Source organism: Mycobacterium sp. 1245805.9, from assembly GCF_001672915.1.
In the GTDB taxonomy this organism is placed as follows: Bacteria; Actinomycetota; Actinomycetes; order Mycobacteriales; family Mycobacteriaceae; genus Mycobacterium.
Window position 1 is genome coordinate 31,915 of the sequence record NZ_LZKR01000001.1, and the last position, 16,458, is coordinate 48,372.

Consider the following 16,458-nt stretch of genomic DNA (forward strand, 5'->3'; position numbering starts at 1 on the left):
GAGGAGGAGTCGGGCGATCAGACCAAGAGGGGAAGCGCGATGAAATTCGTTGACGAGTTTCGTGATCCGGCCGCGGCGCGCAAGCTGCTGGGCGCCATCGAGCACTTGGCCGATGGCGGTGAGCAGTTCAAGTTCATGGAGGTGTGCGGCGGGCACACGCACACCATCTACCGCCACGGCATCGAACACCTGCTGCCCGACAACGTGGAGCTGGTGCACGGGCCGGGCTGCCCGGTCTGCGTGATCCCGATGGGCCGCATCGACGACGCGATGTGGCTGGCCGGCCAACCCGACGTGATCTTCACCTGCTTCGGCGACATGATGCGGGTGCCGGGTTCGGCCGGCAGCCTGCTGGACGCCAAGGCGCGAGGCGCCGACGTCCGGTTCGTCTACTCCCCACTGGACGCGCTGAAGATCGCCGTCGACAACCCCGACAAGCAGGTCGTGTTCTTCGCCATCGGCTTCGAGACCACCGCGCCCTCGACCGCCGTGACGCTGGTGCGCGCCCGCGAGCTGGGCCTGCCCAATTTCAGCGTCTTCTGCAACCACGTCACCATCGTCCCGCCGATCAAGGCCATCCTGGAATCGCCCGATTTGCGGCTGTCGGGGTTCATCGGACCCGGGCACGTGTCGACGGTGGTAGGCAACCGGCCCTACCGGTTCGTGCCCGAGGTATACCGAAAGCCGTTGGTGGTGGCCGGATTCGAGCCGCTGGACATCCTGGCGGCGGTCGCGATGCTGCTGACCCAGATCCGCGAGGGCCGCTGCGAGGTGGAAAACCAGTACAAGCGCGTGGTGCCCGAGCGCGGCAACCCCGCCGCGCTGGCGCTGATGGGCAAGGTGTTCGCGCTGCGCCCGCACTTCGAGTGGCGCGGGCTGGGCTTCATCTCGCAGAGCGCGCTGCGGCTGCACGACGACTTCGCGGAATTCGACGCCGAGCTGCGCTTCGCCATGCCCGGCGTGCGCGTCGCCGACCCCAAGGCCTGCCAGTGCGGCGAGGTGCTCAAGGGCGTGCTCAAGCCCTGGGAGTGCAAGGTCTTCGGCACCGCGTGCACCCCCGAGACGCCGATCGGCACGTGCATGGTGTCGCCCGAGGGGGCGTGCGCGGCCTACTACAACTTCGGCCGCATGCATCGCGACGCGGCCAAGCTGGTGGGGCGCACTTGACGTCCGGCTCGCAAAAGGGCGCAGCGATGTTCGCCCGCTACGCGTACGCCCCCAACGCCCTGGGCTACTGCGGGCCGCCGCTCGGGGCGACCCTGCGCGACGGATCCGTCGACGAGGTGCGCCGCGCGGCGACGGGGTTTTCCGGGGCCTGGCCCTACCTGCAGGTGCTGTCCCGGCTGACCGGCATCGCCGACCCGCTGGATTACCGGCTGGTCGAATCCTATTGGCTTGGCGGCGGTCTCGGCGCCGGCCTGGACCCGCAGGCTTTCTTCGACGCGCTGCTGGCGATCATCGGTCCGCAGGCGGGCCGGTACTGGTCGCATCTCACCCCCGAGCTGGCCCACGAGGCCGCCGCCAACCACTGCTTCCATGTGTTCGGGGTGTATCCGTGGACCCGGTTCTTGGGCTTAAAAGGTGGAAGCATGGACGAGCACCCGCTGAGCGTCCTCGACAACTGCCGGATCACCTGGGGCACAGTCGTTTCCCGCGACGACGACGACGTCGCAGTGTCGTGCCGGAAGCTGCTCTGGGACGGCCGGGCCCTGACTCTGTCCGAGCCCGCGGTCCGCCAGCTCGACGTCTGGGCCGACGGGTACAGCGCCGTGCCCGACGTCGCCGTCGGCGACGAGGTCGCGGTGCACTGGGGCCGGCTGTGCGGCCGGCTGACACCGGAGCAGGTTGGCGCGCTTGCCGACAGCACCGATCGTCAGCTGCGGGTGACCAGTCGGCGGCTGGCGCACGTTTAGGCAAGAATCGCGCAAGGATTAGGCAAGGCTCCCCCCGGACGCTTTGCTCATGAGTACGAACTCCCCCCGTCAGCGGGTCCTCACCAAGCTCGCGCTAATCGCCGCGGCGACCGTTCTGGCAGCGTGCACGCACACAACAGCGCCCGCAACGGTGATGCCCAAGACCAGTCCGGCGACCACGTCGCCCGTGCCCGGCAAGGGCGCGGTTATCTTCGAATACTTGCAGCGCGCGCCCGTGCCGGCGCTGTGCGAGCATGATCCGGGCCAACTGAGAGGCGGTCAATTGCCGCCACAAGGGGGGCATCCCGGAGACGTCGGGATCTCGTTGAACTACACCACCGGCGCGTACAAGGTCGCGTTCGGTGACCTCACCGGGGGCGGAGGCGACGCCGCCATGGTCATCCACTGCAATGCCGGTGGGGTCGGGTGGCCGGAGACCGTGCAGCTCTATACCGCGGGCCCGCAGCTCTCAAAAACCGGGCCCAGGCGGCTGGGTGGAATCGACCTCGGCGACCTCACCCACGGCGGCAGGGAAGCCGTGACCGATCTGTCCATCTCCGACCGTGTCGTGCATGTGACGTGGATGACCACCGGTCCGAATGAGGCAATGTGTTGCGGGACCGTGATGATGAAGGCCGACCTGCGTTGGGATGGTTCCACGGTAGTCGCCGAGAACGTGCGCCGGGCCAACTGAGGACGTCTGGCTCGTGCCAGACTGACCCGATGCCCGGTTCGATCTGCGACGTGCTGCCGGGAGCGGCCGCCCTGCTCGGCGCCCCCGACGGGGCCGACCGCTTGGGCCTCGCGGAATCCGTCGGCGACGTCGACCGCGTCGCGGTCGTGCTGGTCGACGGGATGGGCTGGCACCTGCTACCGAAACTGAGCACCGACGCGCCGCTGCTGGCCGCCGTGTTGGCCGGCGGCATCGCACGACTGACCGAACTCAGCTGCACGTTTCCCTCGACGACGCCGAGCAGCCTGGTGTCCCTGGGCACCGGCGCGCGGCCCGGCGAGCACGGCATCCTCGGCTTCACGCTCAACGTGCCCGGGACCGAGCGCGTGATCACCCACATCGTGTGGCACGACGACCCGCCCCCCGCCGAATGGCAACCGCTGCCGAGTTGGTTCGGCCGGCTCGAGCAAGCCGGCATCGCCGCGCGCGCGGTGCTGCCCGCGCCGTTCATCGGCAGCGGCCTGACCGACGCGGCGTATCGCGGCGCGCGCTTCCGCCCGACAAAGCCGACCGATGACTACGCCCAGGTGCTGGCCGGCGAGGTGCGGGCGGGGCCCGGCCTGATCTTCGGCTACATCGCCGACCTGGACACCGCGGCCCACCTGTCCGGCATCGGCTCCGATCAGTGGCACGAGGCGGCGGTGCGCGTCGACGCGCTGCTGACCCGGCTGGTCGACACCCTGCCGCCGAACACGGCGCTGCTGGTGACCGCCGACCACGGCGGCCTCAACGTCCCCCCGGACGCCCGCGTCGACCTCGACACCGATTCGCGGCTGGGCGACGGGGTCCGCGTGGTCGCCGGCGAGCCGCGCGTGCGCTACCTGCACACCGAGCCGGGCGCCGCCCCCGACGTGCGGGCGGCCTGGGCCGAGACGCTCGACGGCCGGGCGGACGTCTACGACCGCGAGCAGGCGGTGGCCACCGGCATGTTCGGGCCGGTCGATCCGGCGCACCTGGCGCGGATCGGCGACGTCGTCGTCGTTTGCACCGGGAACGCCGCGGTGCTGGCGACCGCCCACGAACCCCCGGAAATCGCCCGCCTCATCGGCTTTCACGGCGCGGCCACCCCCGCCGAAATGGCGATCCCGCTGATCGTTTTCGACAGCCGCTGATCACCACCAGGCCATGTGAAACTGCGTAAGGCTCCTCAGCCGAAGGAGGGCGCACCGCAGACCCGTCCGGACCATCTCACGCAGGCGCGGCGCGCGGCTACGCCGGCGGGCGGAGTCGCTGTCCGCACCCGCGGTGGCGCGCGCTCGGGAAGTATCCGGGGACAGCCACCGGGGCGCCCCCGCCAATTCGGAGGGCATGGGTTCGTGCAACATCCGGGGGCGGCGCAAGCCGGATGACGCCAGGCAATAGACGCCTTTGGGATCGCTTTTCAGGGAGCCATCCCGGGGGATCCACACCCCCGAGGGGTGCTGGACAATTTCCCTGCCGCAGTGGCGGCAGGTGGCCGCGTACAACTTCCGTCCCCCGTGATATGTGCCAACAGGTCAGCGCCGCCCCCGACTGCACCGCTGGTTATGTCAACCTTACGTTGCAACCCCCCCTAAATGAAAGCGCCCGTTTTCAAAGCCGGCGCCCAGCGTTTCCACAGCTCACTCACCGTTGTGAGGCCGAACCGCCTGTAACCCCCGCACGTATCTCAAGGAAGATTCCATGCTTTTGGGTGGGTGCAGAGGTGGTAATGGATTTCGCGACGCTTCCGCCGGAGATCAACTCCGGGCTGATGCATTCCGGCCCCGGCGCGGGATCGATGGCGGTGGCCGCCACGGCCTGGGACCGACTCGCCGCGGGGCTGTACGCGGCGGCGGCGCAGATACCGATGATGGAAGGCGCGGCGCCTTACACGAAGTGGCTCAACGAGGCCGCGACGCGCGCCGAGCAGGCTGGCGCCCACGCCGCCGCGGCGGCGAGCGCCCACCACTCGGCGCTGGCGGCGACGGTCCCCCCGTCGGCGATCACCGCCAACCGCGCGCAGCTGCGGACGCTGGCCCGCCGGAACTGCCTGGCGCAAAGCGGCCCGGCCATCGCGGATGTCGACGCCGAGTACGAGCGCATGTGGGCCGGCGACGCCTACGCCATGAACGCCTACGCCGTCGCCGCGGCCGACGCGGCGACGCTCGCCCCGTTCGCCCCGCCGCCGGGATATCCGGGCACGACGGCGGGTCCCTGGGCACTGCGCTCGGCGCCGGACGTCGTTTCCGCCGGCGGCCGGGTGATGTCCACCATTCCCGAAGCGCTGCGGGCCTATTCGGTATCGCCGCTGACGCCCCTCGAGGCGTCGCTGTCGCCGGTGACCCCGGCGCTGTCGCGGCTTAGCTCCCTGTGCGCACCGTCGGGCGCCGCGATCAGGCACCTGAACGCCCTCAACAAGGGGGCCGCGCTGCTCTCGCTCTTCAAGAAGCCGGGCCGCGCCCGCGCGGCCGCCAGTTTTGGAAGCGGGGCATCGATCGGAACGCTGTCGGTGCCACGCGCCTGGACCGCCGCGCGCGCGGTCGGCATCCCCGGGTTGCCCGGGAGTTCAACCGGACGAACCAAACGCATAGCGAATGCAAATCTTGTCGCGCCGAAACTCGTGAGATCGATTCGCACGCACGACATTCCGGACCGTAGGTAAGTCCATACCGAGCGGGTCCTGCCGCGCCGCACGACTTCATTGTGCGCCGACACATCGCGTGATCGGCAGCCAGATATGGATTTTGCATGTGTGTCGTGAGTTCACTTGATTCACCAGTGGCCACTACATACTGTCGGGCCTAGCTTCCGGTTCGACAGGGCTCGCGCCGCGTGGATCCGAGCACGGAAACCACGAATTCTGTAGGAGGGGACGTAATGTCGATTGCGAACCGCCGAGTCATCACTAAAGCACTCGTCAGCGCCGCCATCGTCGTCGGCTCCTGTGTTGTTGGTGCAGCACCGGCGGGCGCCGAGCCGGATGCGGTTGGCGCCGAGCCGGACACGTACAGCGGCTTCAGGTGCAGTTGCCCACAGGCAGCTCCGCCCGGGAGCCCAGCTGCGAGCGAAGGGATAAGCCGGGGACTTCGGGAGGGTCACTCGGCCTGGCTGCCGGGATTACCTGCACCAACCCAGTCGAGGTAAACGAAACCTGATGTGCGCCGGGCGAAATCGCCTTCCCGGCACCTAGAGCGGGGTGACGTAGGCGGAGCTGATGCCGCCGTCGACCAGGAACGTCGACGCGGTGATGAACGACGCGTCGTCGCTGGCCAAAAACGCTACCGCGGCGGCGATTTCGTCCGGCTCGGCGAATCGGCCCAGCGGCACGTGCACCAGCCGGCGCGCCGCCCGCTCGGGGTCCTTGGCGAAAAGCTCTTGCAGCAGCGGGGTGTTGACCGGCCCGGGGCACAGCGCGTTGACGCGGATGCCCTGCCGCGCGTACTGCACGCCCAACTCCCGGGACATGGCCAGCACCCCGCCCTTGGACGCGGTGTAGGAGATCTGCGACGTGGCCGACCCCAGCACCGCGACGAACGACGCCGTGTTGATGATCGACCCCTTGCCCGCGGGCACCATGTGCCGCAGCGCGGCCCGGCAGCACAGGTACACCGATTTGAGGTTGACGTCCTGGACCCGTTGCCACGCCGGGAGTTCGGTGTTCTCGATCAGGTCGTCGTCGGGTGGTGAGATGCCGGCGTTGTTGAACGCGATGTCGACCCAGCCGTAGGCCTCGGCCGCGGCGTCGAACAGCGCGTTGACCGCGCCCTCGTCCGAAACATCCGTCGGCACAAACAAACCCGACAGCTCCTCGGCGGCCGCCGCGCCGGCGTCGCGGTCGACGTCACCCACCGCGATGCTCGCGCCTTCCGCGTGCATCCGGCGCGCCGCGGCCAACCCGATGCCGCCGGCACCCCCGGTGATCACGGCCACCCGGCCCGCCAGCCGCTGCGACAGGTCCATTACGAGCCCTCCTTGACGGCGATGAACACGTTCTTGGTCTCGGTGAAATGCAGTGGCGCGTCGGGGCCCAGCTCGCGGCCCAGCCCGGACTGCTTGAACCCGCCGAACGGCGTGTTGTAGCGGACCGAGGAGTGCGAGTTCACCGACAGGTTGCCGGACTCGACCGCCCGCGACACCCGCAGGGCGCGGGACAGGTCGTCGGTCCAGATGGATCCCGACAGCCCGTAGGCGGTGTCGTTGGCGAGCGCGACCGCGTCGTGCTCGTCGTCGAAGGCCAACACGGTGACGACGGGGCCGAAGATCTCCTCGGTGACGGCGCGGTCGGTGCGCTGCGGGGTGAGAACCGTTGGCGGAAACCAGAATCCGCGACCGGAAGGCGCGGTGCCGCGGAACGCGACGGGCGCGTCGTCGGGCACGTAGGAGGCGACCTTGTCGCGGTGCGCGCCCGACACCAGCGGACCCATCTGGGTGTCGCGCGAGGCGGGATCCCCGACGGCGACGGCCTTCACCGCGGGCTCGAGCAACTCCATGAACCGGTCATAGACGCTGCGCTGCACCAGGATCCGGCTGCGGGCGCAGCAGTCCTGCCCGGCGTTGTCGAACACGCCGGCGGGCGCGGTCGCCGCCGCGCGCTCCAGGTCGCAGTCGGCGAAGACGATGTTGGCGCTCTTGCCGCCGAGTTCCAGCGTCACCCGCTTGACCTGCGCCGCCGCGCCGGCCATGACGCGCTTGCCCACCTCGGTGGAGCCGGTGAACACCACCTTGCGCACTCCCGCGTGGGTGACGAACCGCTCCCCCACCACGGTGCCCTTGCCGGGCAGCACCTGCAGCAGGTCCGGGTCGAGGCCGGCCTGCACCGCCAGCTCGCCCAGCCGCATCGTGGTCAGCGGCGTCCACTCGGCGGGCTTGACCAACACGGCGTTGCCGGCGGCCAGCGCGGGGGCGATGCTCCACGACGCGATCGGCATCGGAAAGTTCCACGGCGTGATCACACCGACGACGCCCAGCGGTTCGTTGAAGGTGAGGTCGAGCCCGTCGGCGACGGGAATCTGCTTGCCGGACAGGCGTTCCGGGCTGCCCGAGTAGAAGGTCAGCACGTCGCGGACGTGGCCGGCCTCCCATTCGGCCGACGCGATCGGGTGTCCCGAGTTGGCCATCTCGAGGGCGGCCAGCTCGTCGACGTGGGCGTCGACGACGGCCGCGAACGCGCGCAGGGCCGCCGCGCGATCCGCCGGCGCCAACCGCGCCCAGCGCCGCTGGGCAGCCCGGGCGCGCTGCACGGCGTCGTCGACCGCGGGGGCGTCGAACAGCTCGACCGAGCGCAGCGCTTCCTCGGTGGCGGGGTTGACGAGTTGGGTTTGGGTCATCGGGTGACCCGCGCGGCTTCCACCACCGCCTTGAACAGCCGCAGGTCGTCGAGCGACTTCTCCGGATGCCATTGCACCGCAAGCGCGAAGGCCTCGCCCGGCACCTCGACGGCCTCGACCACGCCGTCGGCGTCCGTCGCGGCGACCACCAGCCCGTCGCCGACCTTGTCGATGGCCTGATGGTGGTAGCAGGGCGCGTCGGCGCACTCGCCGATCAACGCGGACAGGCGCGTGCCCGCGACGGTGCGGACCGGCAACCGGTTGAACACCCCGTTGCCGGCGCGGTGGCCGTTGTGGCCGAGGACGTCGGGCAGGTGCTGGTGCAGGGTGCCGCCGAACGCGACGTTGAGCAGCTGCGCGCCGCGGCAGATGCCCAGCACCGGCATCCCGCGGTCCAGCGCGCCGCGCAGCAGCGCGAACTCCCAGGCGTCGCGGTCGGTGCGGGGCGAGTCGGTGGCCGGATGCGGGTCCTGGCCGTAGCCCGCCGGGTCGAGGTCGTAGCCGCCGGTGATCACCAGCGCGTCCAGGCTGTCCAGCAGGCGGCCGACGGCCTCGGGGTCCGCCGGCTGCGGCGGCAGCAGCACGGCGTTGCCGCCGGCCATGACGACGCCCTCGAAGTAGTCGGCGGGCAGGTACCCGGCTGGAATGTCCCAGATCCCGGTGCGCACCTGCTCCAGATAAGCCGTGAGGCCTACTACCGGCCTAGAGGCGTTCAAACCCTCGCATCCTCTCCCAGTCGGTGACCGCCGCGTTGAACGCCGCCAGCTCCACGCGGGCGTTTTTCAGGTAGTGCGCGACGACGTCGTCGCCGAAGGCCTCCCGCGCGAGCGCCGAGCCTTCGAACAGCGCCGCCGCCTCGGCGAGCGTGGCGGGGAGTCGCTGCACGTCGGCTGCCTCGTAGGCGTTCCCGGTGTAGGGCGCGGGCGGCTCGAGGCCCCGTTCGATACCGTACAGCCCCCCGGCGATCAGCGCCGCCGCAGCGAGGTAGGGGTTGACGTCGCCGCCGGGAACCCGGCATTCGACCCGCAGGTTGCGCCCGTGGCCGACCACCCGCAGCGCGCAGGTGCGGTTGTCCAGGCCCCACGCGATCGCGGTGGGCGCAAAGCTGCCGTCGGCGAATCGCTTGTAGGAGTTGATGTTTGGCGCGTACAAAAGCGTCAGTTCGCGCAGGGTGGCCAACAGTCCCGCGAGGAAACCGCAAAACGTCGCCGACATGCCGTGCGGGCGGGCGCCGTCGTGGAACACGGAGCTTTTCTCGGCGCCGCCCACCCTGCGCAGCGACAGGTGGATGTGGCAGCTGTTGCCTTCCCGCTCATCGTATTTCGCCATGAACGTCAGGCTCTTGCCGTGCTGGTCGGCGATCTCCTTGGCGCCGTTCTTGTAGATGGTGTGGTTGTCGCAGGTGACCATCGCCTCGTCGTACCGGAACCCGATTTCCTGCTGGCCCCGGTTGCATTCGCCCTTGACGGCCTCGAACCGCAGGCCCGCGCCCTCCATGCCCAGCCGGATGTCGCGCAGCAGCGGCTCCATCCGCGTCGACGCCAGCATCGCGTAGTCGATGTTGTAGTCGCTGGCCGGCGTCAGCCCGCGGTAGCCGCTCGCCCAGGCCTGGCGGTACGGCTCGTCGAACACGATGAACTCCAGCTCGGTGGCGATGTCGGCGGCCAGCCCGCGCTCACCCAGCCGGGCGAGCTGGCGGCGCAGGACCGCCCGCGGCGCGACGGCGACCTCGCCGCCGTCGGCCCAGCCGAGGTCGGCGATCACCAGCGCTGTGGCGGGCAGCCACGGAACGAGCCGTAGGGTGGCCAGATCCGGCGTCATCACCATGTCGCCGTAGCCGGTTTCCCAGCTCGACATCGCGTAGCCGGACACGGTGTTCATGTCGACGTCGACGGCGAGCAGGTAGCTGCAACACTCGGCGCCGTGCGCAGCGATTTCCTCGACGAAGAGCCGGGCCGACACGCGTTTGCCGACCAGCCTGCCCTGCATGTCGGCGAACGCCACGATGACGGTGTCCACCGCACCGCTGCCCACCAGCTCTTCCAGCGCGGCCAACGTGAGCACGGCAGAGGGCGCTACCACGTGCTGGTGCGCAGGACGATCTCGGCGGCCAGCTGGGCCGTCGACTCCTGCACACTGCGCCGGCCCAGGTCGACCACGCGGTATTCGGCGTAGACGTACCGCTGGCTCGCGTCCGCCACGGCCTTGGCGGCCGGGGAGCTGACCAACACGGTGGTGCCGATTTCCACCGGCGGGCAGTGCTCGTCGAGCACCACGCCCTTGGGGTCGGCCACCCGCGGATGACCGCGGTCGATCACGACCAGGCCCACGAACCGGCCCAGCCGGGTGGCCGCCAGCTCCCAGGCGAGCTCAGCGCCGGCGCGGTCGCCGAAGACCACGGCCCAGCGGATGCCGAGCGAGTCGAGGATGCCGACCACCGATTTCGCGGTCAGGCGCGGATCGAGGCCGATGACGACCGTGCGGAGCGAGGCGGTATGCAGCCGCTCGCACACCGCGTCGTAGGCGACCGGCGAACGCTGCTGGTCTCCGAGGATGACGACGACGACGCCCTTCTCCGGCCCGGCTACGGACACCGGAACGGGAAATCCGTCGAGCGTGGTCATCATCGAGTGCACTCACGCACGTTACCTGTCAAAGGCCAGCGTGCGCGAGGTTTCCTCCTCACCTACTGGTGTAACGCACTGGCAATGAAGGGTCGCGGCGGCGGCCCGTCGAGCAGCCCGAGGACCGCGTCGACGTCGAGATGGGCGGCCAGCAGGTCCGCGATCGCGTCGAGTTGGGCGTCGCGGCGCGCGGCGACGTCGGTGTCGGCGACGACGAAACCGTCGCGGCCAGCCGCCTCGGCGACCCTTGTGAGCCAACGCCGGCGGAAGTCATCGTTGTCGAGCAGGCCGTGCCAGTGGGTGCCGAAGACGGCGCCGCGGACCACGCCCTGCGGCTCGGCGTCCTGCGCGAACCAGGCCTGCTCGGCGCAGCGGGACAGCCGCCCGTGATGGATCTCGTATCCGGACAGCGGCCGCTGCCAGCGCCGCAGCACCTTGGCCTGGCCGAAGGCGATGTCGGCGTCCAGCAGGCCAAGCCCGGCGACCTCCCCCGCGCCCGATTCGACCGTGTCCTCGATCCGCCGGCACACCATCTGGAACCCGCCGCAGATGCCCAGCACCGGCTTGCCGGCCCGGGCGTGGTCGACGATCGCGCCGGCCAGGCCGCGCTCGCGCAACCACGCCAGGTCGGCGACGGTCGCCTTGCTGCCCGGAATCACGATCAGGTCGGTGTCGGCCAGGTCGGCGGGGTCGGTGATCCAGCGGACCAGCACGCCGGGCTCGCAGGCCAGGGCCTCGACGTCGGTCGAGTTGGAGATCCGGGGCAGCCGGATCGCGGCAACCCGCAGCCACTGATCGCCGCGCGGCGGCGCGGGCGTGCCGACGACGCGGCGCGCGACCACCGACAGCGAGTCCTCGGCGTCCAGCCAAAGCTCCTCGGCGTAGGGCAGCACCCCGTAAGTCGGGCGGCCGGTGAGGGTGTGCAGCTGGCACAGCCCGGGTTCCAGCAGCGCGGGGTCGCCGCGGAACTTGTTGACGACGAACCCGGCGATCAGCGCCTGGTCCTCGGGCTCGAGCACCGCGACCGTCCCGAACAGGTGCGCCAACAGGCCGCCGCGATCGATGTCGCCGACCAGGATCACCGGCAGGTTCGCGGCCCGTGCCAGTCCCATGTTGGCCAAGTCCGTGGCCCGCAGGTTGATCTCGGCCGGCGAGCCGGCGCCTTCGCAGATCACCGCGTCGAATTCGTCTCGCAGGCAAGATAATTCGTCCGCAACGATGCCAGCCAGCCGGTCGCGATGCTCGAAATAGCCGGCCGCGCTGACCGATTCGGCGACCTGGCCCCGGATCACCAGCTGCGAGGTGCGGTCACCGCCCGGCTTGAGCAGGATCGGGTTGAACCGCACGCTGGGCTCCAGCCCCGCCGCGCGCGCCTGGATCGCCTGGGCGCGGCCGATCTCGCCGCCTTCGGCGGTGACCACCGAGTTGTTGGACATGTTCTGCGCCTTGAACGGCGCCACCCGGATCCCCTTGCGCGCCAACAACCGGCACAGGCCCGCCACCACCACCGACTTGCCGGCGTCGGAGCTGGTACCCGCGACCAGCAGAGCCCCGCTCACCTTTCCCTGCCGACCAGACGCAGAATCGCACTTTCCGCGCGGAAACGGTGCGATTCTGTGTCTGCTCGCGCTAGAGACAAGTGAGGATCTCGGCGCCGGTGTCGGTGACCAGCAGCGTGTGCTCGAACTGGGCGGTCCACTTGCGGTCCTTGGTGACCACCGTCCAGCCGTCGTCCCAGATCTCGTAGTCCAGCGCGCCGAGGTTGATCATCGGTTCGATGGTGAACGTCATTCCCGGCTGGATGACCGTCGCGACGGAGGGCTGGTCGTAATGCAGCACCACCAGCCCGTTGTGGAAGGTGGTGCCGATGCCGTGGCCGGTGAAGTCACGAACGACGTTGTAGCCGAACCGGTTTGCGTACGACTCGATGACGCGGCCGACCACCGAGAGCGCGCGGCCCGGTTTGACGGCGTTGATCGCGCGCATCGTGGCCTCGTGCGTGCGCTCCACCAGCAGCCGGTGCTCCTCCGAGACGTCGCCGGCCAGAAACGTCGCGTTGGTGTCGCCGTGCACGCCGTCGATGTAGGCGGTGACGTCGATGTTGACGATGTCGCCGTCCTCGATCACGGTCGAGTCGGGGATTCCGTGGCAGATCACCTCGTTGAGCGACGTGCAGCAAGACTTCGGGAAGCCCTTGTAGCCCAGCGTCGAGGGGTAGGCGCCGTTGTCGATCATGTACTCGTGGGCGATCCGGTCGAGTTCGTCGGTCGTCACCCCGGGCGCGACCGCCTTTCCCGCCTCGGCCAGGGCGCCCGCCGCGATCCGGCCGGCGACGCGCATCTTCTCGATCACCTCGGGCGTCTGCACCCAGGGTTCGCTGCCCTCCCGGGCGGTCGGCTTGCCGACATACTCGGGGCGGGGGATGCGCGCGGGCACCGGCAGAGTCGGCGATATCACCCCGGGGGAAAGCGCGGTGCGAGCTGGCATGCAGGCCAGCTTAGCGAGGCTCACGTCGCGGCGCCTTCAACGAGACTGGCCGAGCCTGCAATTTTGCAGGCCGCTACTCGCACTTCTCCTGCAGATTTACAGGCTCAGCGAATCAGGATCCCGAGCGGCGGCGCAGCAGCGAGCGCCGCGGCCCGCGGATGATCAGCGACCCGCACACCACCCGGCCCGTCAGCACGACGTGCGGCGTCCCCTCGCCGGGCGCCCCCTTGCGGCGGTCGCTGGCGCTGCCGACGTAGACCTCGACGTCGTCGATCGACGCGCTGGCGCCGTCGGGCAACCGGACCTCCACCGAGCCGAACCGCATGTCGAGCTCGATGATCACCACCGGCCCCGCGAATCGGGCCCTGGTGAGGTCGAGGTGCACCGAGCCGAGCCGGCGCACCAGCGCCAGCCGGGTCGGCACGGTCCACTCGCCGTGGCGCTTCAGCGAGCCGGCCCAGCCGCGCAGCTCCACCCGGTCGGCCGCCGACGAGACGAACGCGCCGGGCCCGGGCAGGTCGCCGACCAGGCCGTCCAGCTCGCTTCGGGTGCGCGCGTAGGACACCTGGGTCGAGCGCTGTTCGAACTCGTCGATGTCGATCAGGCCGAGCGCGACGGCGTTGTGCAGCCGCCGCATGGTGCCGTTCCGGTCGGCGTCGGAGACCCGTAACGCCAGCATGTCCCCGCCGGTATCGGTCATGTCCGCAAATTTACCGCTGTTGGAGCCCCGCGGGACGGGGGCAGTTCAGGCCAGGTAGCCCGGCGGCATGGCCTCGAACATGAATTTCGTCATCCGCACCGCCCACTCCGAGCTGCCACCCCCGACGATCAGCGCGGCGAACGCCAGGTCGCCGCGGTACCCGGCGAACCAGGAGTGCGATCCGCCGGGGAACTCGGCCTCACCGGTCTTCCCGTAGATCTCGCCAAGGCCGTTGATCTCCTTGGCGGTCCCGTTGGTCACCACCAGCCGCATCATCGGCCGCAGCGCCTCGACCATCTTCGGGCTGATCGGGGTGTCGTCACCCTCGACCGTCGTCGGGCGGCCGGCGATCAATTGCGGCACCGGGGTCTTGCCGGCCGCGACCGTGGCCGCCACCAGGGCCATGCCGAACGGGCTCGCCAGCACCTTGCCCTGGCCGAAGCCGTCCTCGGTGCGCTCGGCCAGGTCCACCGTCGGGGGCACAGACCCGGTCACGGTGGTGATGCCGTCGACGGTGTAGTCGAGCCCGATGCCGTAGCGGGTGGCGGTTTGGGTCAGGCCGCGGGGCGGCATCCGGCTGCTCAGCTCGGCGAAAGTGGTGTTGCACGAGCTGGCGAACGCGCGTGACATCGACACCACGCCCAGGTCGAAGCCGCCGTAGTTGGGGATGGTGCGGTGCCCGATGTCGATGTGGCCGGGGCAGCCCAGCATCGAGTTGGGGGTGGCCATGTCGCGGTCGATGGCGGCGCCCGCCGTGATCATCTTGAAGGTCGACCCGGGCGGGAACAGGCCGTTGGTGGCGGGCAGGCCGTCGGCGTCGGCGCCCTTGTTCTGCGCGATCGCGAGGATCTCCCCCGTCGACGGCTTGATCACCACGATCATCGCCTTGCCGCCCTTGTTGTCCACGGCGCGCTGGGCGGCGTTCTGCACGACCCGGTCCAGCGTGATCGACACCGACGGCGCCGGCGACCCCTCGACCTCGTGCAGCACGGCGACGTCGACGTTGTTCTGATTGACGCTGACTACCCGCCAGCCCGCCTGGCCGTCCAGCTGGTCCTGCACGGCCTTCTTCACCGCGCCGACGACGGCCGGCGCGAAATGCGGGTCGGTGGGCAGCATTTCGGGCTGAGGCGTCACCACGATGCCGGGCAGCCTGCCGATCACGGGAAATACCTTGTCGTTGTCGTCGGGAAGCAGCGTGACGCCCAGGTCCAACTGGTTGGGTGTCGAGCTGGCGCGCTCGGCGAGCAGCTGCGGGTCGATCAGCGTGTCATTGAACGGCCGCAGCACGTCGACGATCGTGTGGGTGGTGAAGCTCAGCGACTGCGGCGGCCCGGCCTGGCTGGCGTCCAGCGTGTAGTGGTAGCGGTAGCCCGGCGCCAGCACGTCGCTGCCCCCGAGTTCGTTCACCGAAGCCCGCCGCGGCTGATCGGCCCGCAACGCGAACGTCTGGTGCTCCCCCAGCTTGGGATGCAGGTCGGTGGTGGCCCACCGAACTTCCCAGCGCCCCTCGTCGCGGGCCATCTTCAGCTGGCCGTCATAGCTCCAGGTCCGGTTCTTGGGCAGGTGCCAGGTGAAGCGGTAGTCGACCGTGCCGGTGTCCTCGGCGTACTTGGCGCTGAGGACCTGCGCGTCCAGGTGGGTGGCCTGCAGGCCGGCCCAGGCGGCGTTGAGCGCTTCGCGGGCCTCGTTGGGGTTGTCGCTGAGCTGTGCGGCGGTCGCGGTGTCCCCGATCGCCAAGGCGCCGAAGAACTTCTCGGCGGCCGGGCCGGGGCCGTCGGGCCGCGGCGTGCAGCCGGACAGGCTTATCGCCGCGACGAGCAGCACGCTCGCGCCGGCCGAGGCTGCTGTTGCTTTTGTGACCATCGGTGCAAATGTTATGAACTGCTGCGCCCACACCAGCGCCGACACACCGAGACCCGACTGTTATGCACGTATTAAGGCCGGCCGCTCCCGTGCCGACTGTGCGGCAGGCCGCACGTTCGGTGCCGAGTGTGCGGCTGGCCGCACGCTCGCCAAGCAGCAACCTCAGTCCAGCAGGACCGTCGCGAAGTTGCCGACCTCGGCGAAGCCCACCCGGGCGTACGCGGCGCGGGCCACGGTGTTGAAGCTGTTCACATACAGGCTGGCGATCCGGCCGGTGGCCACGATCACGGCGGCCACCGTCGCGGTGCCCGCGGTGCCCAGCCCGAGGCCGCGCCACTCCGGGTGCACCCAAACCCCTTGGATCTGACCGACGCCCGGCGACTGCGACCCGACCTCGGCCTTGAAGATCACCTGGCCATGCTCGAAGCGGGCCCAGGCCCGGCCCGCCGCGATCAGGCTGGCCACCCGCCGGCGGTAGCCGCGACCGCCGTCACCGAGCCGCGGGTCGACGCCCACTTCGCCGATGAACATGTCGACCGCGGCGACCAGGTAGGCGTCCAGCTCGTCGGGCCGCACCTGGCGCACGCCGGGGTCGATGTCGCAGTTCGGGTGGCTGTTCAGCGCCATCAGCGGCTGGTGGTCGCGCACGTCGCGCGCGGGACCCCAGGCCGGCTCGAGGCGCTCCCACATCGGCATCACCAGGTCGGCCCGGCCGACCAGCGAGGAACAGCGTCGCGTCGCGCTCATCGCCTCGTCGGCGAAGGCGTTCAGGTCGGCCGGTCCGCCGCGCAGCGGGATGAGGTTGGCGCCGGCGAAGCACAGCGACTCGTCGGGGCCGCGGCGCGTC

At 70.2% G+C, this 16,458-nt stretch carries 15 protein-coding genes; 5 read left to right on the top strand and 10 right to left on the bottom strand.

The window, feature by feature from the left end; all coding sequences use genetic code 11:
* Positions 1-39 precede the first annotated feature (39 nt).
* The 5 genes from hypD (at position 40) to A9X00_RS00180 (ending at position 5,269) form a co-directional block, all read left to right on the top strand.
* Complete coding sequence (hypD, locus tag A9X00_RS00155) at positions 40-1,167, top strand: hydrogenase formation protein HypD (RefSeq protein WP_067147448.1); 1,128 nt, start codon at positions 40-42, stop codon at positions 1,165-1,167.
* Positions 1,164-1,913: a DUF6390 family protein gene (locus A9X00_RS00160; RefSeq protein WP_255363045.1), complete on the top strand. Its 750-nt coding sequence runs from the start codon at positions 1,164-1,166 to the stop codon at positions 1,911-1,913. Before hypD ends, A9X00_RS00160 begins: the two co-directional genes overlap by 4 nt.
* 49 nt (positions 1,914-1,962) lie before the next feature.
* On the top strand, positions 1,963-2,607 hold the full coding sequence (locus A9X00_RS00165; protein WP_067147454.1) for a hypothetical protein: 645 nt from the start codon (positions 1,963-1,965) through the stop codon (positions 2,605-2,607).
* 29 nt (positions 2,608-2,636) lie between these two features.
* Complete coding sequence (locus tag A9X00_RS00170; protein WP_067147458.1) at positions 2,637-3,758, top strand: alkaline phosphatase family protein; 1,122 nt, start codon at positions 2,637-2,639, stop codon at positions 3,756-3,758.
* Positions 3,759-4,336: 578 nt separating this feature from the next.
* Positions 4,337-5,269 carry a PPE family protein gene (locus A9X00_RS00180; protein WP_067147463.1) on the top strand — a complete coding sequence of 311 codons (933 nt, stop codon included), beginning with the start codon at positions 4,337-4,339 and terminating at the stop codon, positions 5,267-5,269.
* A gap of 524 nt (positions 5,270-5,793) precedes the next feature.
* Here the strand turns inward: A9X00_RS00180 and A9X00_RS00185 are convergent.
* The 10 genes from A9X00_RS00185 to A9X00_RS00230 all read right to left on the bottom strand — a co-directional run.
* A complete protein-coding gene (locus A9X00_RS00185) occupies positions 5,794-6,567 on the bottom strand; it encodes a 3-oxoacyl-ACP reductase (RefSeq protein WP_067147466.1) in 774 nt (257 codons plus the stop codon).
* Complete coding sequence (locus tag A9X00_RS00190; RefSeq protein ID WP_067147469.1) at positions 6,567-7,934, bottom strand: aldehyde dehydrogenase; 1,368 nt, start codon at positions 7,932-7,934, stop codon at positions 6,567-6,569. Before A9X00_RS00190 ends, A9X00_RS00185 begins: the two co-directional genes overlap by 1 nt.
* The gene (locus A9X00_RS00195; RefSeq protein WP_067147472.1) at positions 7,931-8,650 is read right to left on the bottom strand and encodes a gamma-glutamyl-gamma-aminobutyrate hydrolase family protein; all 720 of its coding nucleotides are present in this window, start codon (positions 8,648-8,650) and stop codon (positions 7,931-7,933) included. The genes A9X00_RS00190 and A9X00_RS00195 overlap by 4 nt, the downstream gene beginning before the upstream one ends.
* On the bottom strand, positions 8,637-10,016 hold the full coding sequence (locus tag A9X00_RS00200; protein ID WP_067147475.1) for a glutamine synthetase family protein: 1,380 nt from the start codon (positions 10,014-10,016) through the stop codon (positions 8,637-8,639). The genes A9X00_RS00195 and A9X00_RS00200 overlap by 14 nt, the downstream gene beginning before the upstream one ends.
* Positions 10,010-10,561, bottom strand: coding sequence for an alpha/beta hydrolase (locus A9X00_RS00205; protein ID WP_067147478.1), 552 nt, complete (start codon positions 10,559-10,561; stop codon positions 10,010-10,012). Before A9X00_RS00205 ends, A9X00_RS00200 begins: the two co-directional genes overlap by 7 nt.
* A gap of 59 nt (positions 10,562-10,620) precedes the next feature.
* Entirely contained in the window at positions 10,621-12,117 is a 1,497-nt protein-coding gene (locus A9X00_RS00210) for a cobyric acid synthase (RefSeq protein WP_067147481.1), read from the bottom strand.
* Between the two features lie 70 nt (positions 12,118-12,187).
* On the bottom strand, positions 12,188-13,045 hold the full coding sequence (gene map, locus A9X00_RS00215; protein ID WP_067147491.1) for a type I methionyl aminopeptidase: 858 nt from the start codon (positions 13,043-13,045) through the stop codon (positions 12,188-12,190).
* A gap of 112 nt (positions 13,046-13,157) precedes the next feature.
* On the bottom strand, positions 13,158-13,745 hold the full coding sequence (locus A9X00_RS00220; protein WP_067147482.1) for a DUF1707 domain-containing protein: 588 nt from the start codon (positions 13,743-13,745) through the stop codon (positions 13,158-13,160).
* A 45-nt stretch (positions 13,746-13,790) separates the two neighbouring features.
* Positions 13,791-15,611: a penicillin-binding transpeptidase domain-containing protein gene (locus tag A9X00_RS00225; RefSeq protein ID WP_067147494.1), complete on the bottom strand. Its 1,821-nt coding sequence runs from the start codon at positions 15,609-15,611 to the stop codon at positions 13,791-13,793.
* Between the two features lie 162 nt (positions 15,612-15,773).
* A partial coding sequence (locus A9X00_RS00230; RefSeq protein ID WP_067147485.1) for a GNAT family N-acetyltransferase occupies positions 15,774-16,458 on the bottom strand: 685 nt, incomplete at its 5' end.

Bases quoted from the DNA above. Each gene is read 5' to 3' on its own strand.
- hypD (WP_067147448.1), top strand. From the start codon at position 40: ATGAAATTCGTTGACGAGTTTCGTGATCCGGCCGCGGCGCGCAAGCTG.
- A9X00_RS00220 (WP_067147482.1), bottom strand. From the start codon at position 13,745: ATGACCGATACCGGCGGGGACATGCTGGCGTTACGGGTCTCCGACGCC.
- A9X00_RS00165 (WP_067147454.1), top strand. From the start codon at position 1,963: ATGAGTACGAACTCCCCCCGTCAGCGGGTCCTCACCAAGCTCGCGCTA.
- A9X00_RS00190 (WP_067147469.1), bottom strand. From the start codon at position 7,934: ATGACCCAAACCCAACTCGTCAACCCCGCCACCGAGGAAGCGCTGCGC.
- A9X00_RS00185 (WP_067147466.1), bottom strand. From the start codon at position 6,567: ATGGACCTGTCGCAGCGGCTGGCGGGCCGGGTGGCCGTGATCACCGGG.
- A9X00_RS00170 (WP_067147458.1), top strand. From the start codon at position 2,637: ATGCCCGGTTCGATCTGCGACGTGCTGCCGGGAGCGGCCGCCCTGCTC.
- A9X00_RS00205 (WP_067147478.1), bottom strand. From the start codon at position 10,561: ATGATGACCACGCTCGACGGATTTCCCGTTCCGGTGTCCGTAGCCGGG.
- map (WP_067147491.1), bottom strand. From the start codon at position 13,045: ATGCCAGCTCGCACCGCGCTTTCCCCCGGGGTGATATCGCCGACTCTG.
- A9X00_RS00225 (WP_067147494.1), bottom strand. From the start codon at position 15,611: ATGGTCACAAAAGCAACAGCAGCCTCGGCCGGCGCGAGCGTGCTGCTC.
- A9X00_RS00180 (WP_067147463.1), top strand. From the start codon at position 4,337: ATGGATTTCGCGACGCTTCCGCCGGAGATCAACTCCGGGCTGATGCAT.